The sequence below is a fragment of the Streptomyces sp. NPDC107765 genome, from assembly GCF_055657085.1.
In genome coordinates this window covers 177107-195544 of record NZ_JBVKBL010000001.1, presented here as the reverse complement: position 1 = coordinate 195544, position 18438 = coordinate 177107, and the positions used below count along the sequence as shown (strand labels likewise).

At 69.3% G+C, this 18438-nt stretch carries 10 protein-coding genes; 6 read left to right on the top strand and 4 right to left on the bottom strand.

Going from position 1 to position 18438, the window contains the following annotated elements:
* Positions 1 to 87: 87 nt before the first annotated feature.
* Both putP and ACZ7MX_RS00910 read right to left on the bottom strand, forming a co-directional pair.
* Positions 88 to 3657: a sodium/proline symporter PutP gene (gene putP / locus ACZ7MX_RS00915; protein ID WP_472128025.1), complete on the bottom strand. Its 3570-nt coding sequence runs from the start codon at positions 3655 to 3657 to the stop codon at positions 88 to 90.
* A gap of 233 nt (positions 3658 to 3890) precedes the next feature.
* The gene (locus ACZ7MX_RS00910) at positions 3891 to 4880 is read right to left on the bottom strand and encodes a magnesium and cobalt transport protein CorA (RefSeq protein WP_472128023.1); all 990 of its coding nucleotides are present in this window, start codon (positions 4878 to 4880) and stop codon (positions 3891 to 3893) included.
* 316 nt (positions 4881 to 5196) lie between these two features.
* Between ACZ7MX_RS00910 and ACZ7MX_RS00905 the strand changes: the two genes are divergently transcribed.
* The 3 genes from ACZ7MX_RS00905 (at position 5197) to ACZ7MX_RS00895 (ending at position 9188) form a co-directional block, all read left to right on the top strand.
* Positions 5197 to 5550: an N-acetyltransferase gene (locus tag ACZ7MX_RS00905; protein ID WP_472128021.1), complete on the top strand. Its 354-nt coding sequence runs from the start codon at positions 5197 to 5199 to the stop codon at positions 5548 to 5550.
* Between the two features lie 503 nt (positions 5551 to 6053).
* Positions 6054 to 7868 carry an Ig-like domain repeat protein gene (locus ACZ7MX_RS00900; protein WP_472128019.1) on the top strand — a complete coding sequence of 605 codons (1815 nt, stop codon included), beginning with the start codon at positions 6054 to 6056 and terminating at the stop codon, positions 7866 to 7868.
* A gap of 255 nt (positions 7869 to 8123) precedes the next feature.
* Positions 8124 to 9188, top strand: a complete 1065-nt coding sequence (locus tag ACZ7MX_RS00895; protein ID WP_472128017.1) for a D-alanyl-D-alanine carboxypeptidase family protein — start codon at positions 8124 to 8126, stop codon at positions 9186 to 9188.
* Between the two features lie 111 nt (positions 9189 to 9299).
* Here ACZ7MX_RS00895 and ACZ7MX_RS00890 read toward each other — a convergent pair whose 3' ends face one another.
* Positions 9300 to 12092: an AAA family ATPase gene (locus ACZ7MX_RS00890; RefSeq protein WP_472128015.1), complete on the bottom strand. Its 2793-nt coding sequence runs from the start codon at positions 12090 to 12092 to the stop codon at positions 9300 to 9302.
* A gap of 658 nt (positions 12093 to 12750) precedes the next feature.
* Between ACZ7MX_RS00890 and ACZ7MX_RS00885 the strand changes: the two genes are divergently transcribed.
* Entirely contained in the window at positions 12751 to 13719 is a 969-nt protein-coding gene (locus ACZ7MX_RS00885) for a GlxA family transcriptional regulator (RefSeq protein WP_472128014.1), read from the top strand.
* A 612-nt stretch (positions 13720 to 14331) separates the two neighbouring features.
* Positions 14332 to 17157, top strand: coding sequence for an AfsR/SARP family transcriptional regulator (locus ACZ7MX_RS00880; protein ID WP_472128012.1), 2826 nt, complete (start codon positions 14332 to 14334; stop codon positions 17155 to 17157).
* A gap of 22 nt (positions 17158 to 17179) precedes the next feature.
* On the opposite strand, the gene ACZ7MX_RS00875 is transcribed toward ACZ7MX_RS00880, so the two are convergent.
* Entirely contained in the window at positions 17180 to 17326 is a 147-nt protein-coding gene (locus tag ACZ7MX_RS00875; RefSeq protein WP_472128010.1) for a hypothetical protein, read from the bottom strand.
* Between the two features lie 329 nt (positions 17327 to 17655).
* Between ACZ7MX_RS00875 and ACZ7MX_RS00870 the strand changes: the two genes are divergently transcribed.
* The gene (locus tag ACZ7MX_RS00870; protein ID WP_472128008.1) at positions 17656 to 18438 is read left to right on the top strand and encodes a class I SAM-dependent methyltransferase; all 783 of its coding nucleotides are present in this window, start codon (positions 17656 to 17658) and stop codon (positions 18436 to 18438) included.

Here is an 18438-nt window from a genome sequence, read left to right as displayed (position 1 = left end):
AGGTGCCGTGCAGAGGCGCGGTCCGCCCACGACGCGGGGGCCCGTGGGGTTCGGGTTACCGTCTTGTCCGGCCCCTGCGGGACCCGCTCACCACCGTGCACCCGTGTTGGCGGCGATGTCCTGCTCCGTCCAGATGATCTTGCCGGTCGTCGTGTAACGGGTGCCCCATCGCCGGGCGAGTTGGGCCACGATCAGGAGGCCCCGTCCTCCCTCGTCGGTGGTTCGGGCATGGCGCAGGCGCGGCGAAGTGCTGCTGGCGTCGGAGACCTCGCAGATCAGGCCGCGGTCCCGGATCAGGCGCAGACTTACCGGTCCGGTCGCATGGCGGATGGCGTTGGTGACCAGCTCACTGACGATGAGCTCCGTGGTGAACGTCAGGTCGTCCATGCCCCACTCCGCCAACTGCCGGCCGGTGAGGGCGCGGGCGTTCGCCACGGCCGCCGGGTCGCTGGGCAGGTCCCATGACACGACCCGGTCCGGAGCCAGGACGTGGGTACGGGCGAGGAGCAGGGCTGCGTCGTCGGACGGCGGACCGGTCAGCAGGGCGTCGACCGCACCCAGACCGATCTCCTCCAGCGTCTGGGCGGGCGCCACGAGGGCGTCGCCCAGTCGGGAGAGCCCGACGTCGAGATCCCGGTCGAAGGTCTCGATGAGGCCGTCGGTGTAGAGGGCGATGAGGCTGCCTTCGGCCAGCTCCAGTTCCACGGACTCGAAGGGGAGGTACCCGAGACCGAGTGGCGGTCCGGCGGCCAGGTCGAGGACGTTGGTGGTGCCGTCGGGGCCGACGATCACCGGTGGGAGGTGACCGGCCCGGGCGAGCGTGAACCGTCTGCTGACCGGGTCGTACACGGCGTACAGACAGGTGGCACCCATGAACGCGGCACCCGCGGGCTCGTCCTCGGCCTCCGCCGGCCCCATGAGCCCGATGACCAGGTCGTCCAGGTGAGCCAGCAGTTCGTCCGGGGGGAGGTCCAGATCGGCGAGCGTGCGTACCGCGGTACGCAGCCGCCCCATGGTCGCGGCCGCGTTCATGCCGTGTCCGACGACGTCCCCGACGACCAGGGCAACCCGGGCGCCGGAGAGCGGAATCACGTCGAACCAGTCACCGCCCACACCGCTGGGGGCATCCGCCGGGAGATACCACGACGCCACCTCCAGAGCGGACCCTCCTGTGAGCTCCTGCGGCAGCAGGTAACTCTGCATGGAGCGGGCCGCGGTGCGCTCGCGGGTGAAGCGGCGCGCGTTGTCGATGCACACCGCCGCGCGGGAGACGAGTTCCTCGGCGAGACGCACGTCGTCGTCCTCGAAGGGACCCCGACGCCGGGAGCGGGCGAACGTCGCCACGCCAAGGGTGACGCCGCGCGCCCGCACCGGAACCACCATCAGCGAGCGGAAGTCGAACTCGCGGATGGAGGCGCCCAGCGACTGGTCTTCGGTCACCCAGGCGCTGGTGGAGCGGTCCAGGATCCGTTCGACGAGAGTCCTGCTTTCCAGCAGGCAGCGGGTCACGGGCGACGAGGAAGCCCGCCGGACCGTTTCGCCCACGGCCAGAGACGCCTCCGGACAGCCCTCGCGCACCGACTGCTGCCCCGCTCGGCGGATGACGGGCGTCATGCCGACCGGTCCGGGAGCCGGCTCCTCGCCCCTCATGACCGAGTCCAGCAGGTCGACGGCGACGAACTCGGCGACGGACGGTACGACCTCGTCGGCCAGTTCCTGCGCGGTCCGCGTCACTTCCAGTGTGCTGCCGATACGGGCACCGGCGTCGTTCAGCAGAGCCAGGCGTTCCTGGGCCCGCCAGCGCTCGGTGACGTCGATGACCATGTACCAGAGGCCCACGTACCGGTCCTGACGGTCCTTCATGGCGAAGAACGAGGCGGAGGCCGCGCGCGAGCGGTCCGGATCGGCGTAGCTGGGGCCGCGGAACTCGTAGTCCAGCACCGGGTCCCCGGTCTCCAGAACCCTGCGCATCCGCTCCTCGAAGGCTTCCGCCTCGGCCTTCGGCAGTACCTCTCCCACCTGCCGTCCAAGGCGTTGTTCCAGGGGGATCAGGCGACCCAAGGGTTCGTTCACCCAGACGTAGCGCAGATCCGTGTCCAGGATGGCCATGCCGACCGGTGCGTGGGTGAGGAACGGCGTGAGCATCAGCTGGCTCATCCCGCCTCCCGGCATCCGCCAGAAGGCCCGTTTCGGCGGCTGGCCGACGAACCGGCCGAAGACCAGTGCGGCGACCGTGGCGACCAGTACACCCGGGACCATTTCGTAGATGCCCGATTGGAGTGGCCCGAGCAGCGCATTGATCTTTTTCCAGAGAAGCACCGTGGTCGCGCCCGACACGATCCCGGCCATGGCTCCCGCCCACGTCATACGCGGCCAGTACAGCGAGAGGAGGATGACCGGCCCGAAGGCGGCCCCGAAGCCCGCCCAGGCGTAGGCGACGATGCCCAGCACCCCGCCGCCTTTGAGCGCGATCAGGAAGGCCACGAGGATCACCGCGACGATGGCCCCGCGGCCGACCCGCACCAGCACCCTGTCCGGGGCGCGCCGGTTGAGGAACGCGCGGTAGAAGTCCTCGGTGAGCGCGACGGACGACACGAGAAGCTGGCTGTCCGCGGTCGACATGATCGCGGCCAGTACGGCGATCAGCATCACCCCGGCGATCCAGGGATTGAGCAGGAGGCGGCTGAGGACGATGTAGACCGTCTCGGGGTCGTGGAGCGGCGTACCGAGCCGCCCGATTCCCACGAGGCCGACGAGTGTGGCACCGGCGAGTACGACGATGACCCATCCCGTTTCGATACGACGGGCCGCGGGGATGGCACGCGTGCTGCGGATGCCCATGAAGCGGGCCAGGATGTGCGGCTGTCCGAAGTAGCCGAGCCCCCAGGCAAGCAGCGAAACGATCGCGACGGCGCCGAGCGGCCCGCCTGCCGACCACTGCCCGTCGGCGTAGTTGACCTTGGACCCCATGTCCAGCAGGCCCGGCGCCTTCTTGTGGAGGGCATCGGCCAGTTCCCGGAAGCCTCCGAGGGCGCCGATACCGGTCAGGGGGACCACGAGCAGGGCGAGGAACATCAGCGTCGCCTGCATCACGTGCGTCAGGCTCACGGCGAGGAAGCCGCCCAGGCCCGAGTAGATGACTATGACCAGGGCCATCAGGGTCACCCCGAGCCCGAAACGGACGTCGAAGACATGCTCGAACAGCAACCCGCCGGCCACCAGACCACTGGCGACGTAGACGGTGAAGAACACGAGGGTGACCACCGCCGAGACCATCCTGAGCATCCGGGTGCGGTCCTCGAACCGCTCCTCCAGGTAGGCCGACAGGCTCAAGGCGTTCTCGGCACGCTCGGTGTAGGTGCGCAGCCTCGGCGCGACGAACCGCCAGTTGAGGTAGGTGCCGACCGCCAGGCCGACTGCGATCCAACTGGCGCCGATGCCGGCCGCGTACACCGCTCCGGGAAACGCGAGAAACAGCCAGCCGGACATGTCACTGGCCCCTGCGGACAGGGCGGCGACCAACGCGCTGAGCCCGCGGCTCCCCAGGGCGAAGTCGGCGAAGGTGCGAGTGCGGGTGTACGCCCAGACACCCACTCCGATCATGGCGACCGCATACACGAGGAACGTGGTCACGATCGGTGCACTCAAATCGAACATATTCTCCTCGCCTGCGAGGTTGATGAGCACCGGGCGCGACCAGAGGCGCGCCTGGGAGCCCGGTCCACCCTGGCGGGTAAATGTACCGATTTGTGTGGCCAGGCGGCGGCCGCCACCTCCACGCCGGTGTCGAACGGCCTATCCGCGCCACAGTCGAGCGCAACGCTGCCGAAGGGTTCAGCTCTACCCGCGGTCGGTGCCCTCGCCGGCCGGCTCGGAACGCCGGTTCGCCGTCAGAGCCAGCCGTTGCGGCGGAAGGCCCGGTACAGCAGTCCTGCTCCCAGCGCCATCACGGCGAGCGCGCAGGGGTAGCCGTAGCGCCAGTCCAGTTCGGGCATGTGGGTGAAGTTCATGCCGTAGATCCCGGCGACCATGGTGGGGATGGCGAAGATCGCCGCCCATGCGCTGATGCGGCGCATGTCGTCGTTCTGCCAGGTGCCCACCTTCGCCAGATGGGCGTCCAGGACGGAGACGAGCAAGTCATCCAGGGCGCGGACTTCGGTGTCGGTGCGCGTGAGGTGGTCGGTGACGTCACGGAAGTACGGCACGACCTGCCGCGGCCAGTCATCCCGCGCCGTGGTGAAGGGCTGCAGCACCGGGACGAGCGGCTGGACGGCGTCGCGGAACTCCACCACCTCACGTTTGAGGGAGTAGATCCGCTCGGTCAGGTCCTCGTGGGCGGGTGAGAACACGCACCGCTCCAACTCCGTCAAGTCTGCGCGTACTTGGGCGGCGGCCTCGGCGTAGGCATCGACGATCACATCGGTCACCGCGTGCAGGACGCCTACCGGACCGAGCCGTGCCATCTCCGGCTGCTGCGAGAACCGGCGCGCAGCCTCCACCGTGGGGTCGTCCGCGCCGTGGCGTACGGTCAGCGCGAAGGACGGGCCGAGGAAGATCATCACCTCGCCGGTTTCCACATCCGCGGTCTGCTCGACGAACCACAGGGTCTTCACGGCGACCGCCAGAACGTCGCCGTAGCGCTCCTGTTTCGGTCGCTGGTGGGCCTGGACCGCGTCCTCGATGGCCAGCGGATGCAGCTTCAGGTACTCGCCGAGCCGCTGCAGTTCCTCCTGGCGGGGATCGTCCATGCGGATCCAGGCGAACTCATCCTGCTTCAGTCCAGCCAGACGGTCCAAGGCGGCCTGGTAACCCCCGTCCTGCTGCCGGCAGTCGATCGGCTCGCCTTCGCCCGTCCGCTCCTGGTAAATCACACACTCCATACCTTCTCGGATGCTTCCGCCGCCGCATTCCATGCTCATGCTTTCGAACGGCGGCATCCTTCACCGCCCGTCCACACCTGGCCGTCACCGGGCCTTCACGGGGGGCGACTGCCGGCCACCGGGGGGCACGGTCGACAAGAGCCCTAAAGAGTCGATTGTCCACTTTCGTCGGGGGTAGATGGCCTACATGGTCACCACGTGTAACTTTGTGCCGGGAGCCCTTCGTCAGAGCCTTCATGGCCGCCGACGGCCACGGCACAGGCGTCCGGGCCGTCGACGCGGCAAGCTCCACCGGCGGGTGTTGGCCTACCGGGATGTGGCCATCTTCCATTCCCCGCACCCGACGCGTAAGCAGGCTCAAAGTCTGCTGCTGGTGTACATCCGCCGCGTCGTCGGCGAGGTCACCTACGAGGTATGCGAACTCTGTGCGAGTGGCCTGATCACCCAGGTCCGCGTCGCTTCGCCCTTGCAGGACAGCGGCCTGGGTACCCGCGCCGTAGCGCACCTGCGCGCCTGCTACCCCGATGTCACCTGGCGCAGCTGCCTCACCCAACGCATGACGCGGGACCTGGCCCACCGCATGCGTCTGCCCAACGACCGGACCGCCCTGTCGTGTCCACACTTCACCCGCGCTGCCTTCGAGGACTGCGGGAAACCTGGCCGCGCATGACGCTGATACGTCCTGTCGGGACGGCTCCACGTTCGGGCCCACAGTGCGTGGCAGTTCGTCCTCTCGTACGGCGTGCTCGGGTTGGGCCGTGGATTGGTCTGTTCGGGTGACGTCGGGTCAAGGGCGTGGTGTTGTATTGGTTATTTCGGGTTAATGGTGGTGACCGTTTTCCGGTGGGTTGCCCATCTCTCCGGGGAGAGAGGCAACCCTGTGGTGCGCCGCTGCGCGGGAGCGCGGGCGCGTGTATCGGTGCGTCCTCTCTCTGTCCCGGTGTGCAAGCGGTGATCCGGTTCGCGAATGCCGGCGCCATGCGACGCGGGCCCCGGTGGGAGTTCTTGGGCGGCCCTCTCAGCTGAGAGAGGTTTGTCATGGATCCAAGTACAGGTTGGTTGGGAGCTCCGGCGGTGGCTCGCGGAGCACGGCCGGTTGTTCCGGCCGGTGGATCTGAGGTAGCCGCTGTACGGGGGCTCGCGGCCACGCCGTTCAGTGCGGCGTTCTCCACGGTGACGATCCCGGCGGGCACGACCCCGCTGGCGGTGGCGGTGGCGCCGAACGGCAACGTCTACGTCGGCAACGCCAATTCCGGCAACGTCACGGTGATCAGCAGCACCACGAACACCGTCCTGGCCACCGTCCCCGCCGGCTCGAACCCGGCCATGATTGCGGTGGCGCAGAACGGCAACGTCTACGTCACCAACCAGAGCTCGAACAACGTGACGGTGATCGACAGCGCCACCAACACCGTCCTCGCCACCGTCCCCGTCGGCGGGGGCCCGTTCGCACTGGCGGTGGCGCCGAACGGCAACGTCTACGTCGCCAACAGCACGTCGAACAACACGACGGTGATCAGCAGCGCCACGAACACGGTCCTGGCCACCGTTCCCGTCGGCGCGGTCCCGGACGCGGTGGCGGTGGCGCAGAACGGCAACGTCTACGTCGCCAACCGGAACGCGGGCACCGCGACGGTGATCAACAGCGCCACGAACACCGTCATTACCACCCTCCCCACCGGTGGTTTCCCGGGCGCGGCGGCGGTGGCGGCGAACGGCAACGTCTACATCGCCAACCAGACCTCGAACAACGTGACAGTGATCAACAGCGCCACCAACACCGTCATTGCCACTGTCCCCGCTGGCACGGTCCCGGGGGTGATCGCGATCGCGCCCAACGGCAACGTCTACGTCACCAACACCGTTTCCAACAACGTGACGGTGATCGACAGCACCACGAACACCGTCCTGGCCACCGTTCCCACCGGCGGGGGCCCGTTCGGGGTGGCGGTGGCGCCGACCGGCAACGTCTACGTCGGCAACAGCAATTCCAACAACGTGACGGTGATCAGCAGCACCACGAACACGGTCGTGGCCACCGTCCCCGTCGGTGCGTTCCCGTTCTCGGTGGCGGCGGCGCAGAACAGCAACGTCTACGTCAGCAACGCCAATTCGGCCAACGTGACGGAGATTTCGCCGTTGACGGTGACGACCTCGCCGGCGTCGCCGGTGTGCGGGCAACCGGTGACGTTCAGCATTTCCGGGGGGACTCCCAACGGGACCGCGGTGGTGAACTTCGGGGACGCCAGCCCCACGGTCACCGTCCCCCTGGACGCCACCGGGAGCGGGCAGACCACCCATACCTACACCGCCGGTACGTTCACCGCGACCGTGAACGGCAACCCCACCTCCGTCACCGTGAGCCCCAACCCCACAACGACGACGCTGTCGGTGACGCCGAACCCCTCCACCTGCGGGCAGAGCGTGACCGTATGCGCCACCATCATCCCGGCGCCGGCCACCACCTCGGTGCCGACCGGCACGGTCACCTTCACCCTCCCCAACAGTCAGACCCAGGTGGTCCCCGTCAACGCATCGGGGCAGGCCTGCTTCACCACCACCGCCCTGACCACCGGCACCCTCACCGCCACCTACAGCGGTGACGGCTGCTTCACCGGCTCCTCCACCAGCACCTCCGTCACGGTGAACCCCGCTCCGACCACGCTGACCGCGCAGCCAGGCATCATCCGGCTCCGGCTGACCCCGCTGCCCGAGTTCTACATCCCCACCCTCAGCGCCACCCTGACGACCACCTCGGGGATGCCGGTGGCCGGTCAGCCGGTGACCTTCACCGCCACCACGCTCTTCGGCCCGGTCAACCTCGGCACCGCCATCACCGACGCCAACGGCACCGCCACCCTCCACAACGCCGTCGTCCCCGTCTTCGCCGTCGCCACCCCCTTCTACACCGCCACCTTCCCCGGCAATGCCTGCTACACCGGCGCTACCGCCCACGGCATCCTGGTGTTCATCCCCCTCCCGGGCTGAGCTCATTGGCTCCGAAAACCCCAGGTCACCTGGTCTGCGGCCACGGTGATCCAACAGACCACGGCGCTGGAGGGGTGGCAGAACAACCCAGGTATCGGCACGTGCTCGGTCGCCTGCGCCACACACCACGGAGGTGAACCCCGTTACGTGGCTACGACATACCCGACTTGAGTCATTGTCAGCGCCCAAGTAGGTTCGCCACGAATCGAGTTCTTCTACGCACCGGCGTCCCTTCGCCGGAAGGATGGACGCCGCATGGGTTCCCACGCCCGCCCGAACCGCATACACCGCACCGGAGTCCGGATCGCGATGGTTGCACTTGTCGGTGCCGCCCTGCCGATCACCGCCGGCGGTCTCGCCGAGGCGGCCACCCCCGGCGCCACGCACTCCGCTGACGAGAACGACCGGCAGGGCGGCGCGGCCACCACACCGGCCGGCCAGAAGCAGGGAACGCAGCGGCAGTTCCGGTCTGTCCAGGCGGCCCGGCACGCTGTCCAGGACAAGGCAGCCGATGCGCAGAACGCGAAGGATCAGGCCGCTCCCCAGATCAACGCCGATCACGCCTTCCTGCTGGACGCCGGCGACGGCAGCCAGGAGCGGGAGCTGTGGGGTGGGGCCAAGGCGGACGAGAGCGTGTCGATGGCCAGCACCACCAAGATCATGACTGCCCTCGTGGTGCTCAAGCACCCGGAGTGGCTGAGCCGGCAGATCACGGTGAAGCAGGAGTACCGGGACTACGTCCAGAAGGTCGGCGGCAGTACCGCCGACCTTCAGACCGGCGACACGCTGACTGTCGAGCAACTGCTGCACGCCCTGCTGATCCCGTCCGGCGACGACGCCGCGATGGCCCTGGCCGACAACCTCGGCTCCGGGGACACCGCGGACGCGCGGATCGCCGACTTCGTGTACCAGATGAACACCGAGGCGCAACAACTGGGCCTGATCGGCACGCACTTCGACGGCTTCGACGGCATCTCGCACGGCAACAACCACAGCACCGCCCGCGACCTGGCCAAGCTCGGCCAGCGCGCCATGCTGCAGCCGGTGTTCGCCGACATCGTGAAGAACAAGCAGTTCAAGACCGAGGCACCGGCGGCCAACGGTCGCACCCGGTACTACACCTGGAACACCACCAACAAGCTGCTGAGCAGCTACGACGGCGCCCTGGGCATCAAGACGGGCAGCGGCCCGGAGTCCGGGTACGCCCTCGTCTTCGCCGCCAAGCGGGACAACCGCACCCTGGTCGGCGCGATCCTCAAGGACGACGAGGGCCGCTTCGAGGACGCCACCAAGATGCTCGACTGGGGCTTCGCCCACTGAACAGACAGCGCCCCCGGCGCTGAACGCACACCGCGTGCGGCGCCGCCGACCCTGCCCCAGCCCTTGTCCCGCCCCAGCGCCACGGCACCACCAGTTTTTTGTCTGTTGGTGTCATCCTCGCCCCACGTGTCCCGGCCGCTGGCCAGAAATCCGCAACGCCGCGTCGTCCCCCGACAGGGCCGTGCTCAGGGCGCTGCGTCGATGGATTCCCAACTTGCGGTAGCTGTGCGTCAGATGGGTCTCCACGGTTCGGCGGGCCAGATGCAGCAGATCCGCGATCTCCGCGTTGGTGCGTCCCCCCGCGGCCAGTTCGGCGATACGGCGCTCGCTGTCGGTGAGCGAGGCGGCACCGGTCCGTGTCGCCGGACGGCGCGCGCCGCCCGCCCGCAGTGCCTCTTCCGCCAGGTCCCGCAGCCGTATCGCACCCAGGCGTTCGGCGAGTCCGGCCGCCTCCCGCAGGATGTCGCGGGCGCGGGACGACTCGCCCGACGCGGTCAATTGACGGCCCAGGGCCAGCAGCGCCGCCACGATCTCCGGTCCTGCCGGGCCGCTACGCAGCAGCCGTACCGCCTCCTGCGTCAGCTCCAGACCCCGGCGCCCACCGGTCGCGGTGCCGAGGACACGCAGTGCCCGGCCCACCGTGCGGGGCGTGTTCCACACCCGGGCCAGGCGCAGCTCCTCCTCGGCCAGGGCGAGCGCCTCCCGAGGGACGCCCAGGGCCAGATGGCACTCGGCGGCCGCCGTGCGCCACGGGGTGACGACCGGGCTGAACACCTCCCGGGCCGACTGGCGGCGCCCGCACTCCAGGAAGTCGTGCAGGGCTCCCGCCAGGTCACCGTTCGCCGCGCGCAGCTCCCCGCGCGCGTACAGGAACCGGTTCAGCTCCCAGGAATCCGGCGCCGTCCGTAAGTCGAAGGCCGCGGCCAGGCGTTCGGCCTCGGCGGCGCGGCCCGTCGCCACGAGTGCCGTCAGCGCGTGGGCATGGGCGTTGGTCGGGGCCGCGGCGGCGGGCGGCGGGTCGGCCAGGAGGCGTGTGTAGTCGGCCCGTGCCGCGACGATGTCCATACGGGTGTTGAGCAGCGACCCGTGCATGGGATGCAGGAAGTCGGGGCGCTGCCCGGCCAGACCGCGTTCCACCAGCCGTTCGGCCTCGTCGAGTTCGTCGGCCCACTGAGCGACCGCGGCGACCGTCCCCAGCAGGTACGGCTCGGACAACGGGTCGGCCGGTTCCGCCAGCAGACCGCGCAGGCGCAGCATCGCCTCCCTCGCCGAGCTCAGACCTGCCGCGACCGCGTACTTCACCAGGTACGCGTGACCGGCCGTGCTGATCGACTCCGGCGAGCGCTCGGCCACCTCGGCCAGCCGCTTGTACGCCTCCTGCCGCACCAGCTGCTCGTTGTCGGACAGTTGCAGGAACGCCTGCCGCAGGATGCGCACCAGGTCGGGACGGTCGTCGAGCGCGTCGTACAGCGAGCGCAGCACCTCGACCCCCGCGCTGGTCCTGCCACGGCCGGTCAGCGCAGTCCCCAGGGCGACCGCGGCGCGCACCCGTTCCTGCGGCGGCCCCGGCAGCCGCAGCGCCTCGGTGAGCCGCAGGATCGCGGCCGAGGAGCCGGGCACCGCGTACTCCAGTGAGCCCAGCTCGGTCAGCAGGCGTTGTCTGCTCTCATCGGAGAGGGGTTCGTCCAGAGCGCGGCGCAGGAAAGCCACCGCGTCCTCGATGTGCCCCTCACGCAACGCCAGCGAAGCGGCGTCCTGAAGCACCGGCAGTGCCCAGGGCGCGTCCACCACGTCGGTGAGCAGCAGTTGACGGGCGACGAGCTCGCTGGAGACACCGCGGTGCAGCATCGCCTCGGCGGTCGTCCGGTGCGCGGCGCGCCGCCGGGCCGCGGGCACGCCGGTGAGCATCTCGTCCCGCAGCAGCGGATGGGCGTAGCGGGGGCGACCCATGCCGTCGGGGCGCAGCAGGCCGAGACCGGTCATCGCGGTGATCCAGCCCGCGACCCGGGCCGGGTCGGCGCCGGAGAGTTCGGCGAGAAGTGAGGGAATGTGGAGGACGGGGAACCCCGCGCCGGGGGCGGGTCCGTGGTCCCAGCCCTCGTCCAGGATCGCCAGCGTCCGTGCCACCTCCGCGGTGCCCGGCCCCGCGCAGTCCAGCCACCACTGCACGGCCGCCGAAAACGCTCCCGGGTACAGCGCGGCCGAGGTGTCCGGCACGACCGGGTGACTGCCGTCGGAGAGGTCGTCCAGCAGGGCGCGCAGCAGCAGGGGGTTGCCCGCGCTGGCCCGAACGCAGTCCTCGATCCAGGCGTCGTCGGCGTCCGGGAAGGCCGAACGGATCGCGGTGACCGCCGAGGTGTCGGACAGCGGGGTCAGGGTGTGGGTGGTGACCAGGGAGGGGGAGAGGCTGTGGGCGAGGCCCTGTGCGGGCGGGTCGACGTCGTACTGGCTGCGTTCGGTGGCCGCCAGGACGATCGGCAGCCGGTCCACGAGCCGGGCGGACTCCACCAGCCAGCGGCGGGACGCCGGGTCGGCCAGGTGCACATCGTCCACGGTGATCAGCAGCGGCGACTGCTCGGCGTACGCACGCAGTACCCGTCGCAGCCCGGTGCCGGTCGCCCGTTCATCCCCGTCCCATGCCGGATCGGCGAAATCGGGTATGGAGCAGAAGAGTTGAAGGACCGTGGCGAAGGGGATCGCGGAGTCGCCGGCGGAGCAGCGGGCGCGCAGCACCTGCATTCCGCGGGCGGCGGCGTCCTCGGCGGCGGCCTCCAGGACCGTGGTGCGGCCCGTACCGGTGGCACCGCGCAGCAGGACCAGACGACCGGTGCCCGCATGCGCGCGCTCGGTCGCGGTGGCCAGCAGCCGTGCCGCTTCCCGTCGTGCACATGCCGGTCGGGACATCCCTGCCTCCTTGGGTGGACGTGAGCGTCCTCACACACGAGGACGCAGTGCGCCGGACATCGGTGGCGTGACCTCCACCGTGAGAAGAACCACCATGGCCGCGCACCGGTGCGACGGAACCGGGATGTCGCTTTTGCCATCACGTTCCCACTGTCGTGGTTCTGGCCGTCCGATCTCGTGGTCCGTGTTGTGGTGCTCCACGATTGCGCTGGTCACGGGCGTCACATGAAGGTGAACAGCCTCCGCACGCTCTGACCTCACAGAAGTGGCGGGGTCGTGGACAGGAGGCAGGGTGCTCAACTCCATCCGGATGACACACGCCGGTACACCAGACGGCACCGCCGTGCCGCCGGCTCGGATTCCCGCGGCGGTGCAGCGCGCCGGCGTGATGAAACGCCGTCAGCAGACGGGCTGTTTACGTCCGGCGTGCCTCGTGACGGCGAGCACGCAGCCCTGCCCCGAGGACGAACCCCGACTCATCTCCGCCGTGTTGGTCGGCCCGATTCCCGGAGACGCGCTCCCCACCACCGAACTGCTCGGCCCCTTCGGTGCCTTCCGGCCGGACCCACCGAAAGCGAAGCCTGGCACCACGCCGGTGGCGGAGATCGTCATATTCGTGTCCTTGCTGCCAAATGACACGGCGGGCCATGATGATTCGGTGACCCAACGGCGCGTCGTCTTCCTTGTCTATCCGCAGTTTCAGGTGCTGGACCTGGCGGGACCGCATGAGGTGTTCGCGCAGACGGAACGGTGGGTGCCCGAGGGTGAGGGCTATGCCGTGGAGATCGTCGCGGGCCGGGCCGGAGCGGTGCGGGCCTGTCACGGGATCGACGTTGCGGCCGGCAGTGGCGTCCAGCAGTGTGAGGGACCGCTGGACACGCTGGTGGTCGTCGGTGGGCCGGGCGATCGGGAGGCGGTGGACGATGAGGAGCTTGTCGGCTGGCTCAGGGCGGCGGCCGGCCGGGCCCGGCGGGTCGCTTCCGTGTGTACGGGCGCGTTCCTGCTCGCGCGGGCCGGGCTGCTCGACGGACGGCGCGCGGTGACGCACTGGGCGGCCTGCGAGCGGCTGGCCCACGAGCACCCGGACGTCACGGTCACCCCGGACCAGATCTTCGTACACGACGGGGCGGTGTGGACCTCCGCCGGCATCACGGCGGGGATGGACCTGGCGCTCGCCATGGTCGAGGAGGACCACGGGCCCGAGGTCTCCCGGGCCGTCGCGCGGATGCTGGTGATGTTCGTCCAACGCCCGGGCGGCCAAGCACAGTTCAGCACCCAGCTCGCCGCGCAGCGGCCCACGCGGAAGCCGCTGCGGGACGTTCAGGCATGGGTCACCGACCACCTCGCTGACGACCTGACCGTCCGGGTGCTCGCCGAACGCGCCGGTATGAGCGAGCGCAACTTCACCCGCGTCTTCCGCGCCGAGACCGGACTCACCCCGGCCGCCTATGTGGAGACCGTCCGCATCGAGGCTGCCCGGGCTCTGCTGGAGACGACGGACACCACCATCGACGCGATCGCCCGGGCCTGCGGATTCGGCTTCGCCGAGACCCTGCACCGCCGCTTCAAACGCACCCTCGGCGTCACACCGGGCCAGTATCGCCACCACTTTTCCAGAGCGGGGTGAAGGAGCGCCCGGGCCTGGCCGTCGCGGTGAGAAGCCCGCGTGCCACCGGCAGGTCTCCTCGGGCGCCTTCGGGCACTGTGGGTCGTAAAGCACCGTTGGCCCTCCGCTGACCCGGACGCCGACCTGGTCGTGGGACTGCACGTCAACGGCCGCACCTGGCACGAACCGCACATGGAGCGCACGTTCCAGGTCAGCGCGACGCGATACACCACGACCTCGGTCTCATCCCGCCGCGCACACCGCTCCCTTTCCTGTCCACCGTCCCGGTACACCGCTGATCGGAGCAGTCTCGATGAACGACACCACGTCGGCAGAGTTCTCCCCGCCCCGGAACACAACGGCGGGTGGGCACCCGTGGGACTCCACCGGGCGACGGTCGGCGACGGCCGAGCTCTTGGAGGTGCAGGGCGACGCAGTCAGTGGTTACGGCTGAGTGGCCAGGTCGGTCTGCGTTCCGTTCCACTTTGCAAGCCGGACACATCGCCTGGCTGATAGCACAGAAGCAGGTTATGCATGGCAGTCTCGTCAGGTTACGACGGTAGTGGCGTAGCGGCAGCTCCTTTCCGGGTGCTCGGGCCGCTTGAGGTGTGCGGCGAGCGGGGGGCCGTATCCGTGGCACCGGGGCGTCAAGAGATCGTCCTCGGGGCGCTGGTGCTCGAACTGAACCGGGTGGTGGAGACGACCCGCCTGGTGGATGTCATCTGGGCACACCGTCCGCCGAAGACCGCACGCGCCCAGGTGCAGATCTGCATCTCCCGGCTCCGCAAGGCACTTTCGGACGGGGGAGTCGACGCCACCATCGAGACCCGTGCCTGTGGGTACATCCTGAGGGCGCCGGAGGATGCGACCGACATCGGCACCTTCCGTCGCCTGGTCACAGAGGCGCATGCGCTGGCCCGTGACGGTCTGAAGATGCCTGCGGTGGACACGCTGCGCTCGGCGATAGGGCTGTGGCGGGGGCGGTGCCTGGCCGGTGTACCCAGCGAAGTCCTGGCCGGTACGGCAGCGCAGTGGGACGAGAGCCGCCTGGAAGCGGTGGAGACCTGCATGCGGCTGTTGCTGGAGCTGGGCCGGCACGAGCACCTGGTCGGCGAGCTGATGCAGCTTGTCGCCGACCATCCGCTGCGTGAGCGGCTGCGGGGGCACCTCATGGTGGCGTTGTACCGCTCGGGCCGGCAGGCGGAGGCGCTGGACGTCTACCACCAGGGCCGCGCGATGCTCACCGAAGAACTGGGCCTGGACCCGGGAAGGGAACTGCGCGACCTGGCGCAGGCAATCCTGACCGACGACGCTGACCTGGCACTGGCCGAACCGGACGAACCGGTCGAACCACGTTCTCTCGCGGTGACGCCGCTGACTGAGGCGGTGCAAGAGCGCAGTGCCGATCCCGACCCGGTCGTCACCCCCAGGCAACTTCCCGCCGACATCGGCGACTTCGTAGCCGACGACACGATCGTTTCAGCGGTCTGCGACGCCGTCACCGCGGGACAGGAAAGGGGGCAACTGAACGTGGTCCTGGTGCTCGGCAGACCCGGTGTCGGCAAAAGCACGTTGGCCAGGCACGTGGCGCACCGACTCGCGACCGAGTACTTCCCGGACGGACAGCTCTACTGCGACCTCCGAGGGCCGGGCGGACAACCGGTGGGCCCCGCCCAGGCGTTGGGCCGGTTCCTCCGAGCGCTGGGCGTACCGGGCCAGGCCATACCCGATGCGCTTGATGAGCGCGCGGAGATGTACCGCAGTCTGCTGGCCGGTCGCCGGATCCTGGTGTTGCTGGACGACGCGGTGAGCGAGTCGCAGGTGATGCCGCTGCTGCCCGGAACCGGCAGCAGCGGCGTGCTGGTCACCAGCCGCGGCCAGCTCACGGCGTTGCCGGGCACACGCCGGTTCAACTTGGAGCCGTTGAGTCCGGAACAGGCCATCCAGCTCCTGGGGCGGATCATCGGAGAGCACCGTGTGGAGAGCGAGCGGGAGGCAGCGCGGGTCGTCATACGCTTGGTGGGCGGGCTGCCCCTCGCGCTGCGTATCATCGGCGCGCGCCTGGCCGCGCGCCCGCACTGGTCACTGACCTCCATGTGTCAGCGGCTTGAGGACGAGCACCGCCGGTTGGACGAGCTGGCACACGGCGAGCTGTCGATCCGGGCAAGTCTTTCGCTCAGCTACGACGGCCTGGCGGCGGCCGACCGTCGCCTGTTGTGCCTGCTCAGCCTGGCCGAGGGGACGGAGATCCCGAGCTGGCTGGGTGCCGCCCTTCTCGACGACCGCACGCCGCACCCCGCTGACCTGCTGGAACCACTCATCGACAGCCGGCTCCTCGACATCACCGCCATGGACCGGGGCGGGGAGTTCCGATGCGGACTGTCGCAGATCGTACGGATGATCGCGCACGAACGGCTGCCCGCGGAGATTCCCGAGGCAGAACGCGCCGGAGCGGTGCGGCGCATGGTCGGTGGCTGGATGGCGCTCGCCGAGCGGGCGCACAAAGAGATCTACGGCGGTGCGTACACCCTCGTGACGGGCCGGGGTGAACGGTGGCATCCGCCGGAGGACCAGGTCCAGCGGTGCCTCCGCGACCCGCTCGGGTGGCTGGAGAGCGAGCAGACCAACCTGTTGAACGCGGTCGAGCTGGCGGCCCGGTCCGGGCTGGACGAGTTGTGCTGGGAGCTGGCCACGACTCTGGTGACGCTCTTCGAGGCCCGTGGCTATCCCGAACTCTGGGAGCGCACCCATCAGGTGGCGCTGACCGCGGTACAGGAGGCCGGCAACGAACGGGGCCGGGCAGCGGTACTCGGCTCGTTGGGGACCCTGCACCTGTACCGGGGCGAGCATGAGGCAGCAGGCCCTTACCTCAGCACCGCTCTGGAGATCTTCGAGCGCATCGGGGAGCCGAGTGGCCAAGCGCTGTGTCTGCGTGACCTGGCGCGCATCGAGCGGCACCATGCTGACGAGGATCGGGCGCTGACCCTCTACGAGAGCGCCGAGCGCAACTTCGTGCGGGCGCAGGACGTCATCGGCCGGGCATACGTGCTGGGCGAGATGGCACACATCACGATGCGGCGAGCGGACTTCGCGCGAACCCGTTCGTATCTCGACGAGGCGCTCGGGATCTGCCGGTCAGCCGGCTTCGACCGGGGCCAAGCCCTCGCACTGCGGCGGCTGGGCCACATGCTGATGTACCAGCAGCGGTACGAGGCGGCGGAACGGACCCTGCTGGAGGTCCTCGCCATGGTCGGGGCGAGCGGCGACCTGGTCGGAGAGGGGTATGTGCTGCACGACCTCGGCCGGGTCAACACCCACCTGCGTCGGGTGGAACAGGCCGTCGAGTACTACTCCCGATCGGCCAGGATTCGGGAGCGGATCCTGGACCACAGCGGGGCCGCCGCCGTACGGGCTGACATCGTTGCCACCCTGGGCAGGACGATGACGCCGGTCGGCTGATACCAGGAGGCATGCCGGCCCGTCACGACCACGGCGTGTTGTCGGTGGGTGGTGCGCCCGCCGACAACACGGCGATCGGGCCCTGCTCCACTCCGTGCTGATGTCCCACAGCGCCGAGGACCGGCACGACGACGTCCCCCGTGGCAGCCGGCAACTTCTTGATGGCCATCTCCGTTCTCCTCCCTTCGCCACCCGTTTCGCAATCCGTCCGGGTGTTGCTGAAACCAGCGTGAACCAGGTGCCCATCGCGGCCGCATGCTCGCGCTATCACCGATTTACCCCGCACCCGTCCCGCGGTGGATGCGCCGTGATGCCGGGCCGATAGGGCGACATCGGAGATTGGGTCCTGCCGACCTCGGCGGCCCCTTCAGGGGACGGCCCTCAAGGAGTGGTCCGAATGACCGTATTGACCCGGGACGCGGTGACACCCGCCGCGTGCGGCGTCCCGGAAACCGAATCGCAGCGCAGCGCAAAGATTCAGGGGAAGGTGCACGGCCGATGACGATGGACGCGGAGTTCTACTCCCGGGTGGCCGAGCGGTTCGGCGGCTACCTGAGCGATGCGCGGAGCACCGACGTATTCGCCGACGGCCGCCCGGACGCCGTCTTCGATGAACTGGCGATCGCCCTGGGAGCGCCGGACGCCCGACTGCTGGATGTCGGCTGCGCCGACGGGCGTAGTTTGCTGCGCATCTCTCGTGCGTACGGCGCCGTGACCGGTATAGATCTGTCGCCCTCGATGCTGGAATGCGCCGCGCGGTACCGAGCGGAGGCAGGTCTGTCGCACGTCACGTTCGAGCTGTGCGATGCCGCCCACACGGGGCTGCCCGATGGGTACGCCGATGTGGTCACTTCCCGCCGCGGTCCGCTGATCCCCCGTGAATTCGAGCGGGTGCTGCGCCCCAGCGGGGTCGTGATGTACATGGGGATCGGGGAGCAGGACGCGCGAGAGCTGAAGGAAACGTTCGGTCGCGGCCAGAACTTCGACAGCTGGAACGGCAGGCCCTTGTCGGAGGAGATTGCTCAAGAACTCTCCGATGCTGGTTTCGTCGTGACAAGAAACCAGGCGTTCCGGTTCGAGGAGTTCTACCACTCGGCGGGCGATCTGGACACCTTTCTGCACCAAGTGCCGATCCTCGACAACTACGATTCGGCGGCGGACAAGGAGGCATTCGATCGATATGTCGCCGCGGTGACCGTCGAACAGGGCGTCCGGCTGAGTCGGCATTGGTTCATAGTCCAGGCGCAGAAGCCCGCGGCCGTCGAGCCGTCCCACTCATAG